The 19,238-nt window shown below is 37.2% G+C and carries 23 protein-coding genes and 1 pseudogene; 9 read left to right on the forward strand and 15 right to left on the reverse strand.

Annotated elements, in window-relative coordinates; all coding sequences use genetic code 11:
- Positions 1-6 precede the first annotated feature (6 nt).
- Genes ACH6C1_RS17270 through folE form a run of 5 tightly spaced genes read right to left on the reverse strand, consistent with a single transcriptional unit; the run spans position 7 to position 4,118 of the window.
- Positions 7-1,056, reverse strand: a complete 1,050-nt coding sequence (locus tag ACH6C1_RS17270; protein ID WP_374079271.1) for an alpha/beta hydrolase family protein — start codon at positions 1,054-1,056, stop codon at positions 7-9.
- Between the two features lie 4 nt (positions 1,057-1,060).
- The gene (locus ACH6C1_RS17275) at positions 1,061-1,984 is read right to left on the reverse strand and encodes an ATP-binding protein (protein WP_374079274.1); all 924 of its coding nucleotides are present in this window, start codon (positions 1,982-1,984) and stop codon (positions 1,061-1,063) included.
- Between the two features lie 8 nt (positions 1,985-1,992).
- Positions 1,993-2,706, reverse strand: coding sequence for an SDR family oxidoreductase (locus ACH6C1_RS17280; RefSeq protein WP_374079275.1), 714 nt, complete (start codon positions 2,704-2,706; stop codon positions 1,993-1,995).
- Positions 2,707-2,710: 4 nt separating this feature from the next.
- Positions 2,711-3,526 (reverse strand): 6-carboxytetrahydropterin synthase, encoded by an 816-nt coding sequence (locus ACH6C1_RS17285; protein ID WP_374079278.1) that lies wholly within the window; start codon positions 3,524-3,526, stop codon positions 2,711-2,713.
- A 16-nt stretch (positions 3,527-3,542) separates the two neighbouring features.
- Positions 3,543-4,118 (reverse strand): GTP cyclohydrolase I FolE, encoded by a 576-nt coding sequence (gene folE / locus ACH6C1_RS17290; RefSeq protein WP_374079280.1) that lies wholly within the window; start codon positions 4,116-4,118, stop codon positions 3,543-3,545.
- Between the two features lie 420 nt (positions 4,119-4,538).
- Between folE and ACH6C1_RS17295 the strand changes: the two genes are divergently transcribed.
- Positions 4,539-4,820: an ABC transporter permease subunit gene (locus ACH6C1_RS17295; protein ID WP_374079283.1), complete on the forward strand. Its 282-nt coding sequence runs from the start codon at positions 4,539-4,541 to the stop codon at positions 4,818-4,820.
- A 19-nt stretch (positions 4,821-4,839) separates the two neighbouring features.
- Entirely contained in the window at positions 4,840-5,739 is a 900-nt protein-coding gene (locus ACH6C1_RS17300; RefSeq protein ID WP_374079285.1) for a glycine betaine ABC transporter substrate-binding protein, read from the forward strand.
- A 230-nt stretch (positions 5,740-5,969) separates the two neighbouring features.
- Here ACH6C1_RS17300 and ACH6C1_RS19580 read toward each other — a convergent pair whose 3' ends face one another.
- Both ACH6C1_RS19580 and ACH6C1_RS17305 read right to left on the reverse strand, forming a co-directional pair.
- Positions 5,970-6,386: a DUF4046 domain-containing protein gene (locus tag ACH6C1_RS19580; RefSeq protein WP_483887694.1), complete on the reverse strand. Its 417-nt coding sequence runs from the start codon at positions 6,384-6,386 to the stop codon at positions 5,970-5,972.
- Positions 6,380-6,748, reverse strand: a complete 369-nt coding sequence (locus tag ACH6C1_RS17305; RefSeq protein WP_374079287.1) for a DUF4046 domain-containing protein — start codon at positions 6,746-6,748, stop codon at positions 6,380-6,382. The genes ACH6C1_RS19580 and ACH6C1_RS17305 overlap by 7 nt, the downstream gene beginning before the upstream one ends.
- 211 nt (positions 6,749-6,959) lie before the next feature.
- Between ACH6C1_RS17305 and ACH6C1_RS17310 the strand changes: the two are divergent.
- From ACH6C1_RS17310 to ACH6C1_RS17325, 4 genes and pseudogenes are all read left to right on the forward strand, one after another.
- Positions 6,960-8,571: pseudogene (locus ACH6C1_RS17310) on the forward strand (spore germination protein).
- On the forward strand, positions 8,564-9,781 hold the full coding sequence (locus ACH6C1_RS17315; protein WP_374079290.1) for a Ger(x)C family spore germination protein: 1,218 nt from the start codon (positions 8,564-8,566) through the stop codon (positions 9,779-9,781). Before ACH6C1_RS17310 ends, ACH6C1_RS17315 begins: the two are co-directional and overlap by 8 nt.
- Before the next feature lie 26 nt (positions 9,782-9,807).
- On the forward strand, positions 9,808-10,908 hold the full coding sequence (locus ACH6C1_RS17320) for a GerAB/ArcD/ProY family transporter (protein WP_374079293.1): 1,101 nt from the start codon (positions 9,808-9,810) through the stop codon (positions 10,906-10,908).
- A gap of 33 nt (positions 10,909-10,941) precedes the next feature.
- Positions 10,942-11,172, forward strand: coding sequence for a YczF family membrane protein (locus ACH6C1_RS17325; RefSeq protein WP_374079295.1), 231 nt, complete (start codon positions 10,942-10,944; stop codon positions 11,170-11,172).
- A 54-nt stretch (positions 11,173-11,226) separates the two neighbouring features.
- On the opposite strand, the gene ACH6C1_RS17330 is transcribed toward ACH6C1_RS17325, so the two are convergent.
- Positions 11,227-11,364 (reverse strand): hypothetical protein, encoded by a 138-nt coding sequence (locus ACH6C1_RS17330; RefSeq protein ID WP_374079297.1) that lies wholly within the window; start codon positions 11,362-11,364, stop codon positions 11,227-11,229.
- 787 nt (positions 11,365-12,151) lie between these two features.
- Positions 12,152-12,415, reverse strand: a complete 264-nt coding sequence (locus ACH6C1_RS17335; protein ID WP_374079300.1) for a DUF2619 domain-containing protein — start codon at positions 12,413-12,415, stop codon at positions 12,152-12,154.
- Positions 12,416-13,114: 699 nt separating this feature from the next.
- Here ACH6C1_RS17335 and ACH6C1_RS17340 point away from each other — a divergent pair.
- On the forward strand, positions 13,115-13,948 hold the full coding sequence (locus tag ACH6C1_RS17340; RefSeq protein WP_374079303.1) for a manganese catalase: 834 nt from the start codon (positions 13,115-13,117) through the stop codon (positions 13,946-13,948).
- A gap of 969 nt (positions 13,949-14,917) precedes the next feature.
- Here the strand turns inward: ACH6C1_RS17340 and ACH6C1_RS17345 are convergent.
- Genes ACH6C1_RS17345 through ACH6C1_RS17355 form a run of 3 tightly spaced genes read right to left on the reverse strand, consistent with a single transcriptional unit; the run spans position 14,918 to position 16,131 of the window.
- Positions 14,918-15,184 carry a hypothetical protein gene (locus ACH6C1_RS17345; protein WP_374079306.1) on the reverse strand — a complete coding sequence of 89 codons (267 nt, stop codon included), beginning with the start codon at positions 15,182-15,184 and terminating at the stop codon, positions 14,918-14,920.
- Positions 15,185-15,195: 11 nt separating this feature from the next.
- A complete protein-coding gene (locus ACH6C1_RS17350) occupies positions 15,196-15,423 on the reverse strand; it encodes a hypothetical protein (RefSeq protein ID WP_374079309.1) in 228 nt (75 codons plus the stop codon).
- Positions 15,424-16,131, reverse strand: a complete 708-nt coding sequence (locus ACH6C1_RS17355; RefSeq protein WP_374079311.1) for an oxidoreductase — start codon at positions 16,129-16,131, stop codon at positions 15,424-15,426.
- Between the two features lie 334 nt (positions 16,132-16,465).
- Here ACH6C1_RS17355 and ACH6C1_RS17360 point away from each other — a divergent pair, with 334 nt between their 5' ends.
- Together ACH6C1_RS17360 and ACH6C1_RS17365 are read left to right on the forward strand one after the other, a co-directional pair.
- A complete protein-coding gene (locus ACH6C1_RS17360) occupies positions 16,466-16,951 on the forward strand; it encodes a hypothetical protein (protein ID WP_374079313.1) in 486 nt (161 codons plus the stop codon).
- Between the two features lie 85 nt (positions 16,952-17,036).
- Entirely contained in the window at positions 17,037-17,312 is a 276-nt protein-coding gene (locus ACH6C1_RS17365; protein ID WP_374079315.1) for a hypothetical protein, read from the forward strand.
- A 144-nt stretch (positions 17,313-17,456) separates the two neighbouring features.
- Here ACH6C1_RS17365 and ACH6C1_RS17370 read toward each other — a convergent pair whose 3' ends face one another.
- The 3 genes from ACH6C1_RS17370 to ACH6C1_RS17380 form a co-directional block, all read right to left on the reverse strand.
- A complete protein-coding gene (locus ACH6C1_RS17370; RefSeq protein ID WP_374079318.1) occupies positions 17,457-17,846 on the reverse strand; it encodes a hypothetical protein in 390 nt (129 codons plus the stop codon).
- A gap of 229 nt (positions 17,847-18,075) precedes the next feature.
- Positions 18,076-18,480, reverse strand: coding sequence for a hypothetical protein (locus ACH6C1_RS17375; RefSeq protein WP_374079320.1), 405 nt, complete (start codon positions 18,478-18,480; stop codon positions 18,076-18,078).
- Positions 18,481-18,556: 76 nt separating this feature from the next.
- Positions 18,557-19,207: a DnaB-like helicase N-terminal domain-containing protein gene (locus ACH6C1_RS17380; protein ID WP_374079322.1), complete on the reverse strand. Its 651-nt coding sequence runs from the start codon at positions 19,205-19,207 to the stop codon at positions 18,557-18,559.
- Positions 19,208-19,238 lie beyond the last annotated feature (31 nt).

A 19,238-nucleotide genomic window follows, 5' to 3' on the forward strand; every position in this document is an offset into this window, starting at 1 on the left:
AATCTTTCATCCTTTACTAAGAAACCATGTTATGGAAAGTTCACGTACGTTATGCAGCTCAAAATTGCAGCAATGTCCTTCATTTGGATATTCAATCAATCGCTTTGGTGAGGGCATATTTTTGTAAAAGTTATACACGTCTTCATCAGCCACCATAACATCCTTATTCCCATGGAAAATAATCACAGAGGAAATACGATTTTTATCAATGTAATCTGGTAAGACATATTGTTGGTCTTCAGCAATATAGGTGACTCTCTCCCCAAAATAATTTGGTATGGAAAAACTATTATCAAGTGGAGGACTTACAGCAGCAACTTTGTTAACTTTTGGATTAGCACTTCCATAAATAGCCCATGCTGCTCCAGAACTGGTACCAAATAAATTTATAGATTGGGAAGGAAACTTGCTGGCTGTATAATCGATTACCTTATCTACAAATACCTTCCAACTGTTTTTTGAAATCGCAGTTCCATTTATTAAAAAGGTTTCTCCCTGTCCAGGACCATCAAAACTAATTGTAATAAACCCAGCCTCTACAAAATGCTTTTCGTATGAATAAAGTTCCTCTTTAGAAGAGTCGATTGGGTTAAGTATGATAATACACCCTTTTGGTTTTTCCGGAGCTCGCACCCTACCTGCATACGATGAGCCACATATCTTAATGGTATCCCTGACCACTGATACTGATGAAAGCAAATCCGCTTTTAAAGTAATCTCAGTGGATTTTTTATACCAATCCAACTTTTCGCTGCATCTATTAGGGAAAATCCAATAGACAAGGTTATAATAAAGTGCGGCTAAGCGATATGATGTTTCGGCTTCTACCCTTTGGTTGTTTTCTTGTTTCGCAATTGCTTCGTTTTGATGTTTCTTGCCAAGTTTGCTAAAAGCGTTGATCCAATCCTCAGGGGTTAGCAAGTTATTTTTGACAGCAGAAACTTCCAAGAGATTGATTCCATGTGATACCCAGCGATCCCAGAAACCCTCAAAAAGACGCGCTGTCATCAGTGTCTTCTCCATCGTCTTTAATTCATTCATTTCCTTATCAATCATGCAGTTAGTCCTTTCCAACTTCTAATGCTAAAATTAAAGTAGAACCTTGTTCCGATGTTTCGAGAATGACTTGGTTTGCCAACTTCATCATTAAGGTGAATCCTTGACCTAACGATTCTTTTGTGGAAAATCCAGACATCAATGTTGTTTTGGGAAGTAATGACATTGGAAATCCAGGCCCTTTGTCTTCAATTATTACGTTGAAGTTATCCTCGTTTTGAAAAATCATCATCTTCCCATACTCCGCGTGCTTTAGGATGTTTGTTACAGCTTCAGAGATTATTAGGTTGTAACTAGATATTTTTGAGGATTTCAATCCTTTTTTTATAAAGGCTTCTTTTGCTATATCCCTAGCTTTGGGGAGGTCCTGTCTTTCCATTATGTTCACTTCACATAACAGTTTTTCACTTCTGTAACGTGCAACATCACTCTTGGGGATCAACAAAAATTTCCCTTGAGTAGCCGCATAAATTACATCCCGGTATATCTGCCAAGTCTTTTGTGATTTGAGTGTTTTTTCACTATTTCTAACTTCGCTTAGAATCTCAAATAGTACCCTCTCCAATATCTTACTAGATGAGAATAAGGGGGGTAGGGTCTTCATTTCCTCTTCGATGACAGCGTTGGCTCCAATCCAATCAACCGCAGAATTTGCTAAATCTATTAGCTCCTTTTTTATTCCTTCTTCAACCTGATTAAAAGATTCGTTGGTGAGGACCATCATGATCAGTTCTTCTCGTTCACGTTCCTCAAACCCTATAGCTTCCGTAAAACGGGAGACAATCCAACCAATTAAAGCTCTTTTTCTAAAATGTTCGTAAGATGATAATTGCGTAAGTTGTGTTTGGTAGTATGGTGTGGCGTCTTCATTACGGTTCGGATTTTCGTGAAATATTTTATGAAAAAATCCCCTCATAATTATTATCACTCTCCCTCTTACAGGATTCCTAATGGGGGCATTATTGTAATGTCATCTACAACAGAATTTTTAGGCTGACATAATAAGTAAGCAATATGTTCTACAATGGAATCCTCTGGAATCATTTTGGATTTATCAAGTTCAAAATTCTTATTATCCCAGAATGAATTGTCGATTGAACCAGGAAGAACTGCAGTGGTTCTAATCCCTTCATGCCGTAATTCAGCCTGCAACACTTTCGTAAAGCCATAGACACCAAACTTTGACGAAGAATAGCCCCCATTTCCCGGCAAAGCAACAGCACCTGCTATAGAAATTAAATTGATAATTTGTCCCTCTTGTTGCTCCTTCATTATCCTTGCGACATACTTACAGGTTAAATATGTGCCACGTAGGTTAACAGCAATCATTTCATCAAATTCATTAGTTTGCGAATTTAGAATACTGTCAAATGACCCGACTCCTGCTGCGTTAATCAAGCAATCTATTCTCCCAAAACGATCTATCGTACCGCTTACAAATTCTCGAACCGAATCCTCTTCTCTTACATCTAGTGGAAAAAGAAATGTATTCTCATTATTAAAATCAATCGATAACTGTGCTATGCTTCTGGCACCGAGAGCAAGTTTAATACCAGATTTATATAATAGGTTAGCAGTAGACCTACCAATTCCCTTACTAGCTCCAGTGATTACGACAACTTTCCCTTGTAATGAATTCAAATCGATCATACCTTCACACACCTGGACCAAAGTATTCAAAGTAATTTTTTTCTGTCTCCCAAAGTCCTATCTTATGAAGATTCGGAATATGCGGATCTAGCATTTCATAAATCACTTTTGCCACAACTTCCGAGGTTGGATTTAGACCTTTGAATTCATCCGTATCCAAATTCAAGTGCTTATGATCGAATCTTTTCAAAACGAGTGAGTCGACCGTATCGTCCAGAAAGTTCAAGTCTGTAATCATACCTGTAACAGAATCCGGTTCTCCTTTAACAGTTACATCAAGGTAATAATTATGACCATGACCGTGAGGATTGTTGCATTTGCCGAATAGAGCTATATTTTCTTCGTCAGACAGATGATTGCTGTGCAGGCGGTGCGCAGCACTAAAGTGATATTTCCTTGTTAAACTAATCAAATTTCCCTCACCCTTTTCCGAATATAAATATGGATTCTCATGTAACCTTAGTCGATACAGTTCACAGTCCGCTAGCTTGGGTCCTATCGAATCCCATAGATAAGACACAATATTTTCTGTCGTCGGAATATACGATTGGAAATAAACATGTTCTTTATTCAAATACTTCCCATCAAATTCCTTGAACACAATATCCTCGACTATACGTTTGATATCCACAGTATTTACGACGATTCCAGAACATTCATTCAATCTTCCTCGAACCATCACTTCTAGTTGATAGTCATGACCGTGACCATTGACATTACTGCACAACCCGAAAATCGCAAGGTTCTTTTCATCACTCCAAGTTGAAACAGAATAACTGTGCATCGCTGAGAAATCCACTCTCCGTGATAGGTATAGCATATGTGCCACTCCTTTCTTATCTAGTTGTAATGTTTCGTTCAAACTCACTAACAAGTGATTCCTGCTTTTTAAAGATTCCTTTCTTTACTGTTGTAATGGTTGATGAACCTGGCTTCTTTACACCACGCGCGCACATACATAAATGCTGTCCCTCAAGCGTCACCATTACTCCTTTAGGGTTTAATACACAATCGATTGCTGCAGCAATCTGATCTGTCATTCGTTCTTGAACCTGTGGTCTCTTTGCTACTAACTCTACTAGTCGCGCAAACTTACTCAACCCTACAATTTGTTCATCCGGAATATATCCAATATGGGCTTTCCCGAAAAAAGGAATTAAGTGATGTTCACAAAAGGTATAGTAGTCAATATCTCTTACAACAATCATGCCGTCATAACCTTCGGAATCAAATGTGGTAGTTAACGCAGTTTTAGGTTCCACCCCTATACCAGCAAATACTTCCTTGTACATCTTTGCCACACGCTTGGGTGTTTCCTTTAACCCCTCACGGTCTGGATTCTCTCCAATTAAAATCAACAACTCATTAATATGGCTTTCCAAGATGTCTTTGTGCAATAGTTCCCTTGCCATTTTTAATCCCCCTTTTTCCCAAAAAAATAGCCCCCAATAGAATGGCGACTTAAAGGATGCCTTTTATCGGCAATCACTGCATCAAACCACGTGCTAATACCAGCGTCCTTTCCTAATAAGGCTAATTCCTGTGGAATTATATCGTTTTTAAAATCTCATTAGATATATCGGTTCAATCTTTAAAATATTTATAGTTAATTTTATAAAAAGTAAACTTTTTTAAGAATAAATGTAAATAAACTTTTTTCTCAAGCTTATCATTGTTTTCTAGAGGGATAATTAGATCCTTGATTATTATTAGTCATCATCAATTTTCCTCCTACTTCCTATTTTGCAGAATACAATAGCAGGTCTTGATTCAGTAGATGACAATATGATTAATGCTGCGAAAGGGATGGGACTTACAAATGCTCAGATTTTATGGAAATTGAGTTTCCGAATGCCCTCACCTCTATCATTGCCGGAGTGAGAACTGCATTGGTCATTAATATCGGAACCGCTGCACTTGCTTATCTAGTCGGTGCTGGCGGTCTGGGAGTTTGGATTTCCACCGGTATTCGACTCTTCGATAATGCTTTCTTGATGTCAGGAGCCGTCCCTGTCACGCTACTCGCAATCTTGATTGACTATCTATTCAAGTGGCTGCAGTTCGCACTAGTGCCTAAGGGACTCCGTCTAGCCAGAAAAGCACATCATGAGTAAAGAAAGGATACCAGATGTCATGAGAAAAAAATTATGTCTATTAGCCTTATTAGCTTCTCTACTACTTGTATTAAGCTCATGTAGCCCTGGCGGTAAAAATATCACTGTTGGAGCTAAGAGCTTTACCGAACAGCTTTTACTTACAAAGATGACTGCCTTTGTATTAGAGGATAACGGCTATAATGTGGAAGAAATCCAAAATCTCGGTTCTTCCGCTATGCGCCAAGCGATTGAAACACAGCAAGTTGACATGACTTGGGAATATGTAGGTACTGCACTTGTAACATACTTGAATGAGGATCCAATCGTTGATAAAAATGAAGCGATGAAGACAATTCAGGAACTGGATAAGCAAAATGGCATAGCATGGACTAATCTAACCGATGCTAACAATACCTATGTACTGGCGATGAAGCAAGAGAAAGCTGATGAGCTGGGCATTGATACAATAAGTGATTTAGCTGCCTATGTAAAGGATAATCCTGACGAACTCCGTTTCGGTATGGAAACTGAATTCGCTAACCGTAAAGATGGGTTACCTGGTCTGGAGGAGCATTATGGCTTCGATGTTCAGGATGGCAGTATTCGTGAAATGGAAATCGGTCTCTATTATTCCGCTTTAGAAAATGGAGAAATCGATGTGACAGAAGGGTTCTCTACTGATCCACAAATCAAATCTCTAGGATTGAAAATTCTTGAGGATGACGAGGAATTCTTCCCATCCTATAACCTGGCAGCTTCTATCAACCAAGATACCTTGGATGAGCACCCAGAGATAACAGAACTTCTGAAACCGCTCCAGAACGCTCTGACTGAGGATTCCTTAAGAGAATTGAACTATCAAGTGGATATCGAACAAAAGAGTGTAGAACGTGTTGCCAAGGACTTCCTTGAGGCGAATGATTTGCTCAAAGACTGACCAAAAACGACCCTGTGGAGGGTCGTTTTTCTGTTCTACAGAGACTATGTATGAATTATTAAAAGACTATCTGCTTAGAGTATGTCCACTAGAATCAGTGCAGGTGACAATGTGCCTGTAGTACATATAGCCAGCTATCTTTTTATTAGCGATACCCTATCCAGTCTTATAAGCAATAATAACAAAAATGTCATAGAACGTGAGGAAGATAATATTTAAATTTATGTCTTTTAATATTCATGTCCATTTTTTCTTAAGGGAGGCGAAGTACATAATTCCATCACTAATTTTCTAACATTGCTAACCCGAGAATTGAAAGCTCTCTGAAAGAAACCAGAGAACTGATGTTCGATAAAATCCTCCTTCCTTATCTTCTCATTCGCCTCTTCATAACTAGCGAAGCCTAATTTATCGAATAGGAACCAATCTAATGTTTTATTGATGTTTTCTACATTTCCCCAAAAATTTGAAGGAACGTTACCGAGTTCCCATGGTTTGAATTTACCGGGATATACTGCTTCAATTACTTGGTAAGGAGAATCATTAAATGCATTGAAAATTCCACCGAGATGGTTCTTTTTGAAAAAATGATGATTAACCTTTGTAGGAATTTCATGATGGGGTATTTTACATTTGTTTTCTATAATATCTGTTTGACTTTGACTGCTCTTTCTCTACCCTCTTCGCCATACCAATACCTCCACGGAACTTGATTAAATTCTAATATATGATATTTTCCTGGATAAGCATTATCTATTACTTTCATAAAATCTCTCCACCCCAATGTATGTGCAGCAGGACGCAAACGATGATTCCAAAGAGTTTCTGCCTTTACTTCTTTTGGTATCCTTTCCATAGGTATTTTTAAGTATTCTTCTATAAGGTAACGTGTCATATAAGCGAGATAGATTTTTCCTTGTGCTCCTGTAAAGAAGTAATTAGGAAATCTTTTTCTTTTTCCATTTAGCACATCTTGATACAAACTAATGGCCAGTTCTTTATCTCCCATAAAGGTCACCCCTTGTACTTTTTTTAAAAATTATAACCACATCAATTTATATTTATTCTATAACTTATTTTATTTAGATCACTGTCACTTCATTTGAAAACACTGGTAGGAGCGTTATCTAGTTAATTGATCCAAGAAAACATTAAGAAGAATGTATAAAAATTGGTCTGACGCTCAGTCTAAAAGAAAAAAGAAAGGACGGTGGAAGAACATGCCCCTTTTTTTCAAGCAAAAAAAAAAGGAATATAAAAAAGAAGAGACTGATGAAAACATCTCCTACTCAGTATCAGAAAGTCTAGACCACAACCTTTCCATACTCAAGGAGAAAACTGGCGGAAGCCCTGATATTTTTGTCACTCAATTAACAATCGGATCTACAAAATTGAAGGCTGCAGTGATTTTTATAGGTGGATTAGTTGATGATCAATCAATAAGAGATTTTTTAATTGAATCACTAATGAAAAATACGAACTCTTACGAAAGACAATCTGATTTGAAACAAATCTTAGACAAGCTATCAAAGGATGTCATTCCGTTAAGCGGCATAAAAAAAGAACAAGATTGGGATGAGCTATTTGAAACATTGATGGCTGGCGGAACACTCATATTAATCGATGGGATAAATCAAGCGCTTACCGTAACTAGTACAATCGGCGGTGAAAAACGAGCTATCCAAGAGCCTACCACCCAGAAAGTTATCCGTGGATCAAAGGAAGGATTTACAGAATCCATAACAACCAATATTGCATTGGTACGTAGGATAATTAAAAGTCCGAATCTGTGGGTTGAATCCATGAAAATAGGTACTCAAACTAATACAGATGTTTCCATCATGTATATGAATAACATAGCTGATCACGGTGTAGTCGAAGAGGTACGGAAAAGGCTAAAAAAAATAAAAATAGATAGTATTTTGGAATCCGGCTACGTGGAACAACTCATAGAAGATCAACCTTTTAGCTTTTTTCCACAAGTGTATAACACAGAAAGACCTGATATAACTGCTGGAAACCTGCTTGAAGGTCGAGTCGCTATCTTTGTAAATGGTACGCCTTTTGTTTTACTAGTACCTGTTGTATTTGTGCAATTTTTCCAGTCTCCAGACGATTACTTTTTCCGATTTGATATCTCTTCCGCTATTCGTTTCATGCGTTTTTTCATATTTTTCATCTCTCTTTTCGGACCAGCTATTTATATAGCAGCAGCTACTTATCATGTTGAGATGATACCTACACAGTTAATGCTAGTTATCACTGCTCAGCGTGAGACCGTTCCTTTTCCAGCTGTTCTGGAAGCATTGTTTATGGAAATAACTTTTGAAGTTCTGAGGGAGGCAGGAATACGTCTCCCTAATCCCATTGGTTCAACAGTATCAATTGTTGGAGGGCTTGTTATTGGCCAAGCAGCTGTGCAAGCAGGTATTGTATCATCACCTATTGTCATTGTAGTAGCACTTACAGCAATAGCCAGTTTTGCCACTCCGTCATTTGCCATTGCTATTTCCGCGCGACTTCTGCGATTTATTTTTATGATAAGTGCTTCTACTTTTGGCTTTTTTGGTGTAATGCTGGCATTTATCATGCTACTAGTCCACTTATGTAGTTTACGTTCATTTGGTGTACCTTATATGTCGCCACTTGCTCCTTCAAACCCGGCGGACCTGAAGGATACTGTGTTCCGTGCACCTTTATGTTCTTAAAAAGCGGCCAGACTTTATCAACCCAAACAACTCAATACGCGAAGGAGAAAATCAAAGGCCGATCCCTCCTCAAGCAAGAGTAATGAAAAATCAAAAGATAGATAGGGACAAAAATAATGAATAAAAATAAATACTTTCTTTTATTAATCCTAATCAGTTTTTCTATTTTTTTGTCGGGTTGTTGGGATAAGAAAGAAGTGACGGATATTGCAATAGTTGCCGCTATTGCAATTGATAAAAACGAAGAAGGAAGATATTTAGGAACATATCAGTTTTTTATTCCTGGAAACATAGCCAACAGCCTGCAGGGAGGTGGAGGAGGCCAAAGTCCACCGGTATCTGTCTATTCAGCAACTGGTGATACCTTCTTAGAAATTAGTGGTAAAATATCCGAAAAAATCTCACGAGAGCCATACTATTCTCACGCCAATCTGTTAATTTTTAGTGAGGAATTAGCAAGGGAGGAGGGAATAGCGTCATTTCTAGATGCTTTTGATCGAGGCAATCAATTTCGAACTACAACAAGAATAATAATAGCTCGTGATACACTTGCATCAAATATGCTTAAGATATTAACAACCATTGAAAATGTCCCCGCCGAAAAAATCATGAAGAATATAATATCTACTCAAGAGCATTGGGGTGAAAGCGTAGATGTTAATTTGAGTGATGTAATCAACCAGCTTATAACGGAAGGAATAGATCCTTTAATTAGCGGTTTCACTGTCAAAGGGAATCCCGAAGAAGGAAAAAAACAGGAAAACCTCCAGGAGACTAATCAGAGTACCATTATTGAAGCAGATGGACTCGCTATATTTAAAAATGGAAAACTTATCGACTGGCTCAGTAGTGAATCTGCAAGAGGGGCTGTGTGGACATTAAATAAGATTAAAAATACAACCATGGCCGTTGATTGGGAGCAAAAAAAACAAGTAATTTCCTTCCAAGTGGTTCGTCAAAAAACAAGAATAAATGTAGATAATAGAAATGGGAAACCACATATTACAGTGAATGTAAGGGCAGAAGGAGAAATTAGTGAAATAAAAACGCCTATTGACCTCAAAGACCCAGATATACTTAATGATATGGAAAATGTAATCGAAAAAGAAATCAAGAAAGAAATTGAAAAGGCAATTCATCAAGGTCAAAAACACAAGGCTGATATATTTGGATTTGGAGATACTATACATCGAACGGATTTAAAATTATGGAAAACGGTTAGAAAGGATTGGGAAAGTGTTATCTTTCCAAATCTAGATGTGGAAGTTAAAGTAGATACCTTTATTCGAGGAACCGAACTGCGAAATAACTCATTTCTATCTGAGATAAAATAGAAGTAATGGGAAGGAAGTGCGACACGATGGAACCTGCTCAAATTAATTCGAGGCAACTCTTTGTGCTCATGCTTTTGTTTCAACTAGGGAGTTCTTTAATTCTCCCTTCTGGAATAAGCGCGGCACAGGATGCCTGGCTGGCAATTCTAGGTGGTACAGTAGCTGGCACAGTTTTGTTTTTAATATACTACAAACTTCACTCCTATTACCCAGACATACCAGCCACAGAATATGGCCAAAGAATCTTTGGAACTTTTCTAGGAAAGATTCTTGGTTTCTTATATGTAATTTATTTTTGTTATCTTTCGGCTCGAATACTTCGGGATTTTGGAGAAATGCTAGTCACCATTTCTTATACCACAACCCCGTTATTTGTTATTAATTTGTTATGGATGATACTGATTGTTTATACAGTCAGAAAAGGAATTGAAAGCCTGTCCAGGGTAGCTGAATTACTCGTCGTTTTAGTATTTTTACTGGCTGCAACTTCCTTTATACTTGTTGTATTCAACGGGGATATTGACATGAATAATTTAAGGCCTGTATTGGAAAAAGGCGTCGCGAAATTCTTAAGATCGATATTAGAAACTACCTTCCTTCCATTTGGTGAACTTGTGGTGTTTGCGATGATCTTTCCCTATTTAAACAATATAAAAAAAGGAAAGATCGCAGGCATACTAGCAGTAGTAGTTGCAGGATTGATACTTTCAGTGACTATGTTCATTAATATAAGTGTCCTTGGACCTCAATTAGTATCCCGGTCACAATTTCCGCTCCTTTCCACCATAGAAACAATTGATATAGCTGAATTTCTCGAAAGGCTTGATGTATTTTTTATTATTGGTGTCATAATTGGCGGATTCATTAAAATAAGTGTTTTTTTCTACGTAGCCATTATGGGTACAGCCAATTTGTTCAAAATCAAAGATTCTGCAGCTCTTGTATATCCTGTAGGGTTCATTGTCTTACTATTATCAATCTCTATAGCAAGTAGTATTTCTGAGCATCTTCATGAAGGATTTAGGGTTGTTCCCATGTATCTCCATCTTCCATTCCAAATAATCCTCCCGTTTCTGTTACTGGTTGTAGCTTATATTAGAAATCGGAAAAATCCAATTAGAAAATAAATACAAAGAAAAAAACATAGAAGGGGTTTCCGTATGAAGGTTGTGGGGGTTTCATTGTTATTATTTGTGACATTAGGTGCTTGGATTGTTATAATAGATATCTTCCAAGGCAAAACTGCAATAGCATCTTTGCAAGGTATATTTAATCCTTATTTAGTAATGGACCCAATCGAAACACTGATATTTTACTTCACTTTAACGCTGTTAGGAATTTACCTATTAATATATGTTATCAAGCAAAAAAAGGCCAGAGAACGCCGCTAGTTGTACAATTAACTCGTTTTAGGAACCAGAATCCACTAGTTTATAGTGGATTCTTTATTTTCGAATTATTTCTTTTAATAGTTTAATTTCAATTTGAATGTAATTTTTGAGAGAATCCTCAGGACACCTTAAATAATCATTTTTAAGTCGCTCTACTTCTCTTTGAAACAACTCTCTTTCAAAATCTTGCACATGATCCCCCCCTGAAATAAATTCCCTATTTCAAAAGTAATACACCTGATTTCTAAAAAAACAATCGATAAATCAATAGTCCATGAGCACTTATACACTTTACCGAGCTACATGCTTACATTAATAAGGACACAGCCATTTTCAGATGGACGGTCTTAGATGATTTTCACCCTGCAGCAACAAAATATTGATCAATAGACCAGTCTTTCGAACCAAGACACAGGAAGAGTAACATATTTTATCGACCTGAATATAATGGATTAAATCCTATGAGAACGATAGGAAACCTATCCACAAAGCTAGGCTACCTGCCTAGCTTTTTTTGTGTTTTGGGATCGCTTTCTTTTTATTTTGTTGACGACGGGCTCTTACTGCTAAGTCTTTATCTTATTTGGGGAAATCTACCCACAGCTTATCATAGGGACCTCTCGTCCTAAACAGGATTTACGACATGAGCGCTAGTTAAGGCATTATGTAGTCCAACGTGAGGTAACATCATACCATATAAACAAACCTTGCTCTTTTTCCCTGTTCATTAAATCGAGCCTATATGTGGGCATAAAATAAAAATGCTCGAATAATTTTCAAGTAAAGTGGCAAACTTTAAACAGATAATCCGATTCATGTTCTTTCCACACTGTTGTACCAAAACGAATCGGATTATTCTGCTCTGGTAATCAAAAGGAGATGGGCCTACAACCATCTCTTTTTTAAATACCAATAAAGCAAAACCACATGAAGAGTTCATGTCTGACTTTAGGTGGGTTTTCCATATTAATTTTTTGCCTCATCCCATAAAAGATGATTCCGACTCCCAGTAGAATCCACAGTACCTTGTTGAAAGAGATACTTTCCGCCATACCGCCACTCCGATTGCCGTGGTAACTATCAAAACCAATGATTCGACGATTGCTAGGGAACTATTGATCACCAATTCTTTCTCTAAATCATTAATCTTCAGCATTAGCATTGCTGCAGTTATCTCAATCCCACCTGAAAACAGTCTCAACACAACCATTTCAATAAGTGCTTTTTCGAATAAAGGGTGCATAAACTCCTCCTAAATGCACTGAGTTACTCATTATCTCCTCAAGGAACACTGCGTATAGGACTAACTGCTGCCAGATACTCTCCTTACGAATAAGTTCTTCTGACCGACATATATCTCCTTCCTCTAATAAAAACTTAAAGGGTCCTTAAGTTCTCGTATCAAAAAAAAGTAATAGGCGACCAAAAATATCAGACTTCCCAAAATCAATAGAGTAAGTACTATTTTAACTTTCATATTGAACCCTTCCTTTAACAATCTTTCTTTTTTACTATGCACATTAATTTATATATTTATTATGTTCCCCCCCTCAGTCACAGAATACCCGAATATACTAAAGCGGCTTTACCGCGGTTATAATTAAAATCCGCAAATCCGATCCTCTGATTTAAGTAGACTTCATCAAGTCAAGATTGTATTAACGGAGGGCATTAGTAGCAACTAGAGCTTTCTATTAAGACGTCTCATAATAAATAATTAACCGAAGACAGTTCACTACTCAAGTTATTTTCTGATTTTACTTATTGAGTTGGCTATATCATTAAATTGGAAAATTAAATTAATCCAGAATCCAACAAGAATCCCTAAGGATAATAAGCAGTATCATTTCTTATTGTTGCTTTTGCGATGGATTTTATGGATATTTTCGTTCAGAATCTCATATAATTCGGCGTAGGATAAAGACGAAAGAGGTGGACGAAGATGTTTTATCACATCAAAGAGCTCCAATACCACGCTAAGCCAGCTAAGCCAGATCCGGTTTTTGCAAGGCAGCTTCAGGAAGTATTGGGCGGGCAGTTTGGTGAGATAAGTGTCATGATGCAATATTTAATGCAGGGATGGAATGCAAGAGCGGATGATAAATACCGGGATTTGCTCTTCGATACCGGTACGGAAGAAATAGCGCATGTTGAGATGCTTGCTACCATGATTGCCAGACTGCTGGATGATGCCCCTTTCGAAGATCAAAAGAACGCTTATGATACTAATCCGGTATTGGCTGCAGTAATGGGTGGCACTAACCCGCAGCATGCAATTGTCTCCGGGTTGGGGGCACTGCCTGCTGATGCAGAAGGATACCCCTGGAACGCTAAATATATCATTGCCAGCGGGAACTTGCTTGCTGATTTCCGTGCCAATCTCAATGCTGAATCGCAAGGGCGTCTGCAAGTAACGCGTCTATACGGGATGACGGATGACCCGGGTGTGCGGGATATGTTGTCTTTCCTTATTGCAAGGGATACGATGCACCAGAATCAGTGGGTAGCTGCAATAAGGGAATTGGAAGAGCGGGAAGGGGATATTGTTGTACCAACAACATTTCCTAGAAGTTTGGAAAAACAAGAGGTTGCTTATACATTGTTCAATTTCTCTAGAGGCGATGCCAGCTCCAAGGGGCGTTGGGCGAACGGACCAAGTATGGATGGCAGAGGACAGTTCAATTATGTTGCGAAGCCAGAGCCATTTGCAGGAGCGCCTAAACTGAAGCCAGCTCCATTCCTCTATCACGATACGCCTCCGAAATCCATGATGTAATACATTAGGCGCATGGGTGCAGCTTGTGCGCTTTTTCTATAGGGTTTATCCTCAGCAATTATTTCTATAATCCATTTAAAATACAGTTGTATGCTTTAGAGCAAGCGCAGTCAGTATCATACCCCACCATTCCCCCCACCATTCTCTTTTAAGCTTGTAGAATATCTTTATAGAGCTTGGCCGTATCGAAATCCCCAGTCACATCAGAATTCTTGCTATAAGCTACGTAAAACGTTATTTCTCCAGTTTTATTACTTATATCCATCTGGAACAAGGATTTCTCGCAACTAGATTCCATTTCCATCAAATTCGTAACCGACAAAATCTAAGGAATCATGAAGTTTAGACTGCCAAAATTACCGGCATTGTCTTTCTTTTCATTTATGTCGAATATGGGGGCATCTACACCGATATAACATAGCGTTTAATAAACTTTGTCTTTTTTCCCGGCTCACTTGAAATCATTGTGGAATAAATTTTTAGCAAAATGGCAAACCTAAAACAGATAATTCGATTCATGTTCTTCCACGCCAACACACCAAAACACGAAACGGATTATCTGCTCTAACTAGATGTTGGATAAAACTCACAGCAAAAAAAGAGATGGCTGCCTAAAGCCGTCTCTTTTTTTGCCTCAGACCATTATCCAGTACATATCTCTCTTCTCCCTGATAACGAATTTCATAACTGTAAGCCAAAGATTCAATTTCAAAAATATTATTGTCTGCCATTAATCCTTGATATCCGTTACTCCCTCGATAAGCTAACTGTAATTTCATTTCAACTCGAAGTGCCATATGAATTATCTTGCTATTTAGGCAAAACATAAAGAAAGTAAACATTATAATCACAATTTCCCGTTAAAGTACCGTAAGTATCAGTATTTGAATTATAGCGATTGCCTTTTATACTATAGCCGGAGGAGATAAATTCACATGCATACGCTAACGGAAGCTCAATAACGCTCAACTATCTGAACGTCAGGTAATTAGAAAAGTCACATCCTACAGATTCTTCATAATAAGTTTCTTCCTCAGCTACACGTAACGTTACAAAGTCTGTAAAGCTTATTTTATAGGCTTCTATGTCTATCTGGATATCATCTCGTGTTCCCTCTTCATGAAGAATGATTGCATCAATTGATAGTTCCATTTTTCCGTCTGATGGTTCATTTAGCATTTTATAGACAAACTGATAAGGAGTATATTTAAATGATGATATATTTATATTTCTCATAAAATCTCTCCTTATTTATCCTGTTCTTTATTAAGATACGTGTTGATTCTTTTCTCCAATTCGCTCCGACTAAATACTTGCTCATATGATTGCATAGCTCTATATAACTGACGATCTGCTACAAGGGTTTGGAAACTCTGCTTACTGAATTTCTCTACAATCTTTTCGATAACATCCCGAAGAATCGACATTCTGGAAATATCCCTGTCTCCTATTTGGCTCACATAACCGTCCAGCAACTAAATAGCTTCTTTTTCTAGTGCAACATATCCCTGCTCGGTATTAACCGGCTTAAAGCGAAGCTTGGACAAATTATCCGTAAGCTTGTAGTCCTTCATAATGAATAACTCTATTGCAGCGTTTCTATCTCGGAATGGTATAAACTCTTGCAGGAGTATCATAGTTCCGGATTCCAGGTAGAGATTAATTCCTTTTGTTTCTCGCTCCCCTGAGAACTCATGACCATTCTTTATATCTCGGATTAAATTATTTAAGATATGACGCATCATAGAAGAACGATTGACCTTTGCAACTCCTAAGTTTTTAGCAATGGACACTAGCTCGTCCAATCGGTCATTGGTTGTATCATCCAGATACATGGGGATGGGCTTTACACCCTCTGCAGGGATCTTTAACTCCTCTAAGTTATCCGGAAGACGGTAATCTTGGTTTCTTTTAATTGTGGAAGCTAGACTAGTCAAACTAGGAATAAATTTGTCAGATGCTACGTTTAACTCACCCTCCCAACCTTTTCCATTATCTTGAACATTAGCTGCTGCAGTAATAACTGCTGCAACTTCTCCACTTCTTAACTGATAATATTTAAGTTCATCCGGTGTTACTACACCATCATCATCACTCATTTTCGTAGTCATTGGTGCCATTAAAACGCGATTCTTTAACGTCAGACCTCTGCGAAACGTCATTGTATCATTTAGAGCTGTCATTATTACATCACTCCTTATTAAATTATTGAGAACCTTTGCGCATTCATACTTTTAAATGCATTCACATGCACGCGCATGCATTTAAAGTATCGTTATCTCTATATGGCCTGGATTAAGGACTATCAAGACTATTTTAAGACGTGGTTTCTGGATAAGTTTGTATTATTAGTACTTCTCTATTCTTTAAAGTGTACTTTAATGAACGTCAATTTTTGAGCTTCATTATGTTTATATAAAAAACCAAAGGATTTTTATGCAATTTAAATATATTAGATATTAATTTCGTTTAGAATAATACATGGCAAATATATAGAAGAAGGCGATGGTGTAAGAATTGGGTAATATTGGAGAGATATTAGATAGACATCCAATAAAAATAATTGGTGGAGTAGCTGCTACTGTGATTGTAGCCACCTGGTTAGTCTCTGAGAATATTAGAGTTAATCCTATACAAAGCGATTTAGTTCAAAGGAAAGAAAAAATTGTTGAGTTAGAAAAAAAGATAGAGGAATATGAAGAACAAGTGGAACTTGGTAAACTAGTTGTCTATGAGGAAACCTGGCATAAAGTAGGAGACACGTTTACAGTGATAGAGGGGCAAGTATCTATTAAAGTTAAAAGGGCGTATAACATGGATGATGCTGATTTTGTTGTGGATGCTCCAGGGTATGAATTACAGGAAGTAGAGGCTGGACTTGAGAAGAGGGCAACTTTCAATTACGATGAAAAGCAATATTTAATTAACATCACAGATGATAACAGTGATTCGTATACGGATGACGACGAAATAAAGATATCTATATCAGAACTCATTAATTAATAAATAGATATGGAGCTGCTACTTGCGGCTCCTTATTGCCTATGAGAAAATTTATAAATAATGACAGAAGTATAGGGGGAATTTGATGAATTTTTTTAACTATAAACTTTATGAAGACAAAACTGTTTTAAAAGTAACAAGAAATGGTGAAATTATTAGAGCTATTGATTTCAAGCCTGGGAATCAATATGTTGTTAATCCATTGAATAAACAAAAAAAGAAGCATCGCGGTCGTTATGTAACTCTAAAAGGAATTGAATCTGACAAACACAATGGTATTTTATCAGCAAAAGTGAAGTACTTAGATACAAATAGAAGTGGAAAGATTATTCTGGATGATCTCGATAATATTCTACAGTAGTGGTATGTGGTATGTGGTATGTGGTATGAGTCATTATATTAAAAGTAGATATAAATGATGCATCACAGGGCCTCCTAGCAACAAGGGAAGTCCTTTTTTATTTAGATTTTAGTAGTGATTAAGCGATATTATACAATTTGGAGCTCAGTACCAAGGCTTCGGCTGTAACTTCACACGCTCATCTGAAAAATAGGCAGCACTAGTCGATTTAATTAAATGCAGTAATCTTTCATTGTTAATTCGGAAGCTGCCGCTTCCATATCTTGTTCGATACTCATAGGTACGCCATCCAGATCCTTTCTTTGTAACTTCGACAAATAAATTGTACTTATTATGTAGGGCTTTCATATCTGCTTTAAGTAACTGCATTACCGCCTCTGTGTATCTAGTAGTTATAAAGCCTGCTTGTAGGTTTATCTTATCAAATTTCTCTATAACTCGTGGTTTTGATTCTATTAAGTCAAGCTGGCAATTTTTATAAGAAAGTTGCATCGAAATATAAGTTAAAACTGCCTTTTGCACTTCATCTGCCATCTGGATCCCTCCTCTCATTCGTAAGTATAACGCGAATGTATGTTCTTAAAAACCAAAGAATGTATAGGTATTTGTGGTTTATATAATTATCTTAAACTTATTCGCCGGAGAAAATACACTTTTCCCTAAGTAGCCATACCAATAAAAAAGACTCCTCTATCATGAGATAGGGAATCCGCTTTGTGTTGTAATTCTTGAACTACATGCAACTCTTGGCATGTGCACCTATTTATCTTCCCGTGTAACGAAAATCAATTGCAGAAAGAACAACAGTTATATTTTCCTTATCCATTGAACTTAACATCTTACCCCAGGTTGGATATTTGGCGTTATAGACAGGATCTCCATAGTGATCAGTTTGACCATCAACTTCATCGTAGAAAAGGTTGGAACTATTAAACAGTTGAAATCCGATCTCAAGCATATATTTTTCTGATTCTGACCATTTTAGGGATAGATCATAAATTATTTCCGTATCAACCTCGTATGAAGAAAAGGCTTGTACAAGATCTGTCTTTTCAGTAGATGCAGCCAGGTAAGCAAACGCTTCATACTCCCTATTAGGCTTTGTTAAGCTAAGTTGTTGAAGTATTTTCTTATATAAAGACTCATGAATATCACTCTTATAATACATTAGCTTTCGCTCCTTTTAGTCTAGTTGTAGAACGTATGTAAACATATGATGCTAATTAGGATGTGAACCTTTTTAATCAGGGACGAGGTGACATAATAATAGTTGCTTCACTAGAGAAGCTTGAGGTCAAAATTTCCGTTGCAGATTGTATAATCCTACGCAGGGGTGCTTTTTCTACTACTATCTTAGCATAGTTATCTATGTTTACAGTTGTGGTAACGGTGCTAGCCAAATCGTTCAAATATGGAATCCCGCCTATTTCCTCCAATATCCCTGCATCGTGAAGTGCGAATGTGACGCTTATAAGATCTACTGTATCTCCACTATTTGACATACTGATTATTGTATCAAAAATCTGCTGATGGTTTGTGCGATAAAAATCATCAGATAAAACTTTATCTGACACGCTTGGGAGCTTTTCCGGTTCTAGTAAAATGCAACAAATCAGAGCCTGCTCTGCCTCGGATAAGTGATTAAGTTTAGAACCTTCCAAAATCTGAAAACCATACTCAAGCAATTGTTTGTTTTTTGATGTCCATTTTTGGGATAAATTATTTATCATTTCCGTATCAATTTCATAAGGTGAAAAGGCATTTATAATATCGAGTTTTTCTGTAGATGCGACCAGGTAAGTAAATGATGCACATCTATTGTTAGGCTTTCTTAAGCTAAGTCGCTGTAAGATTTTTTTATACAAAAATTTGTGTGTGTCACTTTTAAAGTACAATAGCTCATTCTCCTCTAAATATGTTATACAA

It is taken from the genome of Terribacillus sp. JSM ZJ617 (assembly GCF_044383785.1).
Classification (GTDB): Bacteria; Bacillota; Bacilli; order Bacillales; family Amphibacillaceae; genus Terribacillus.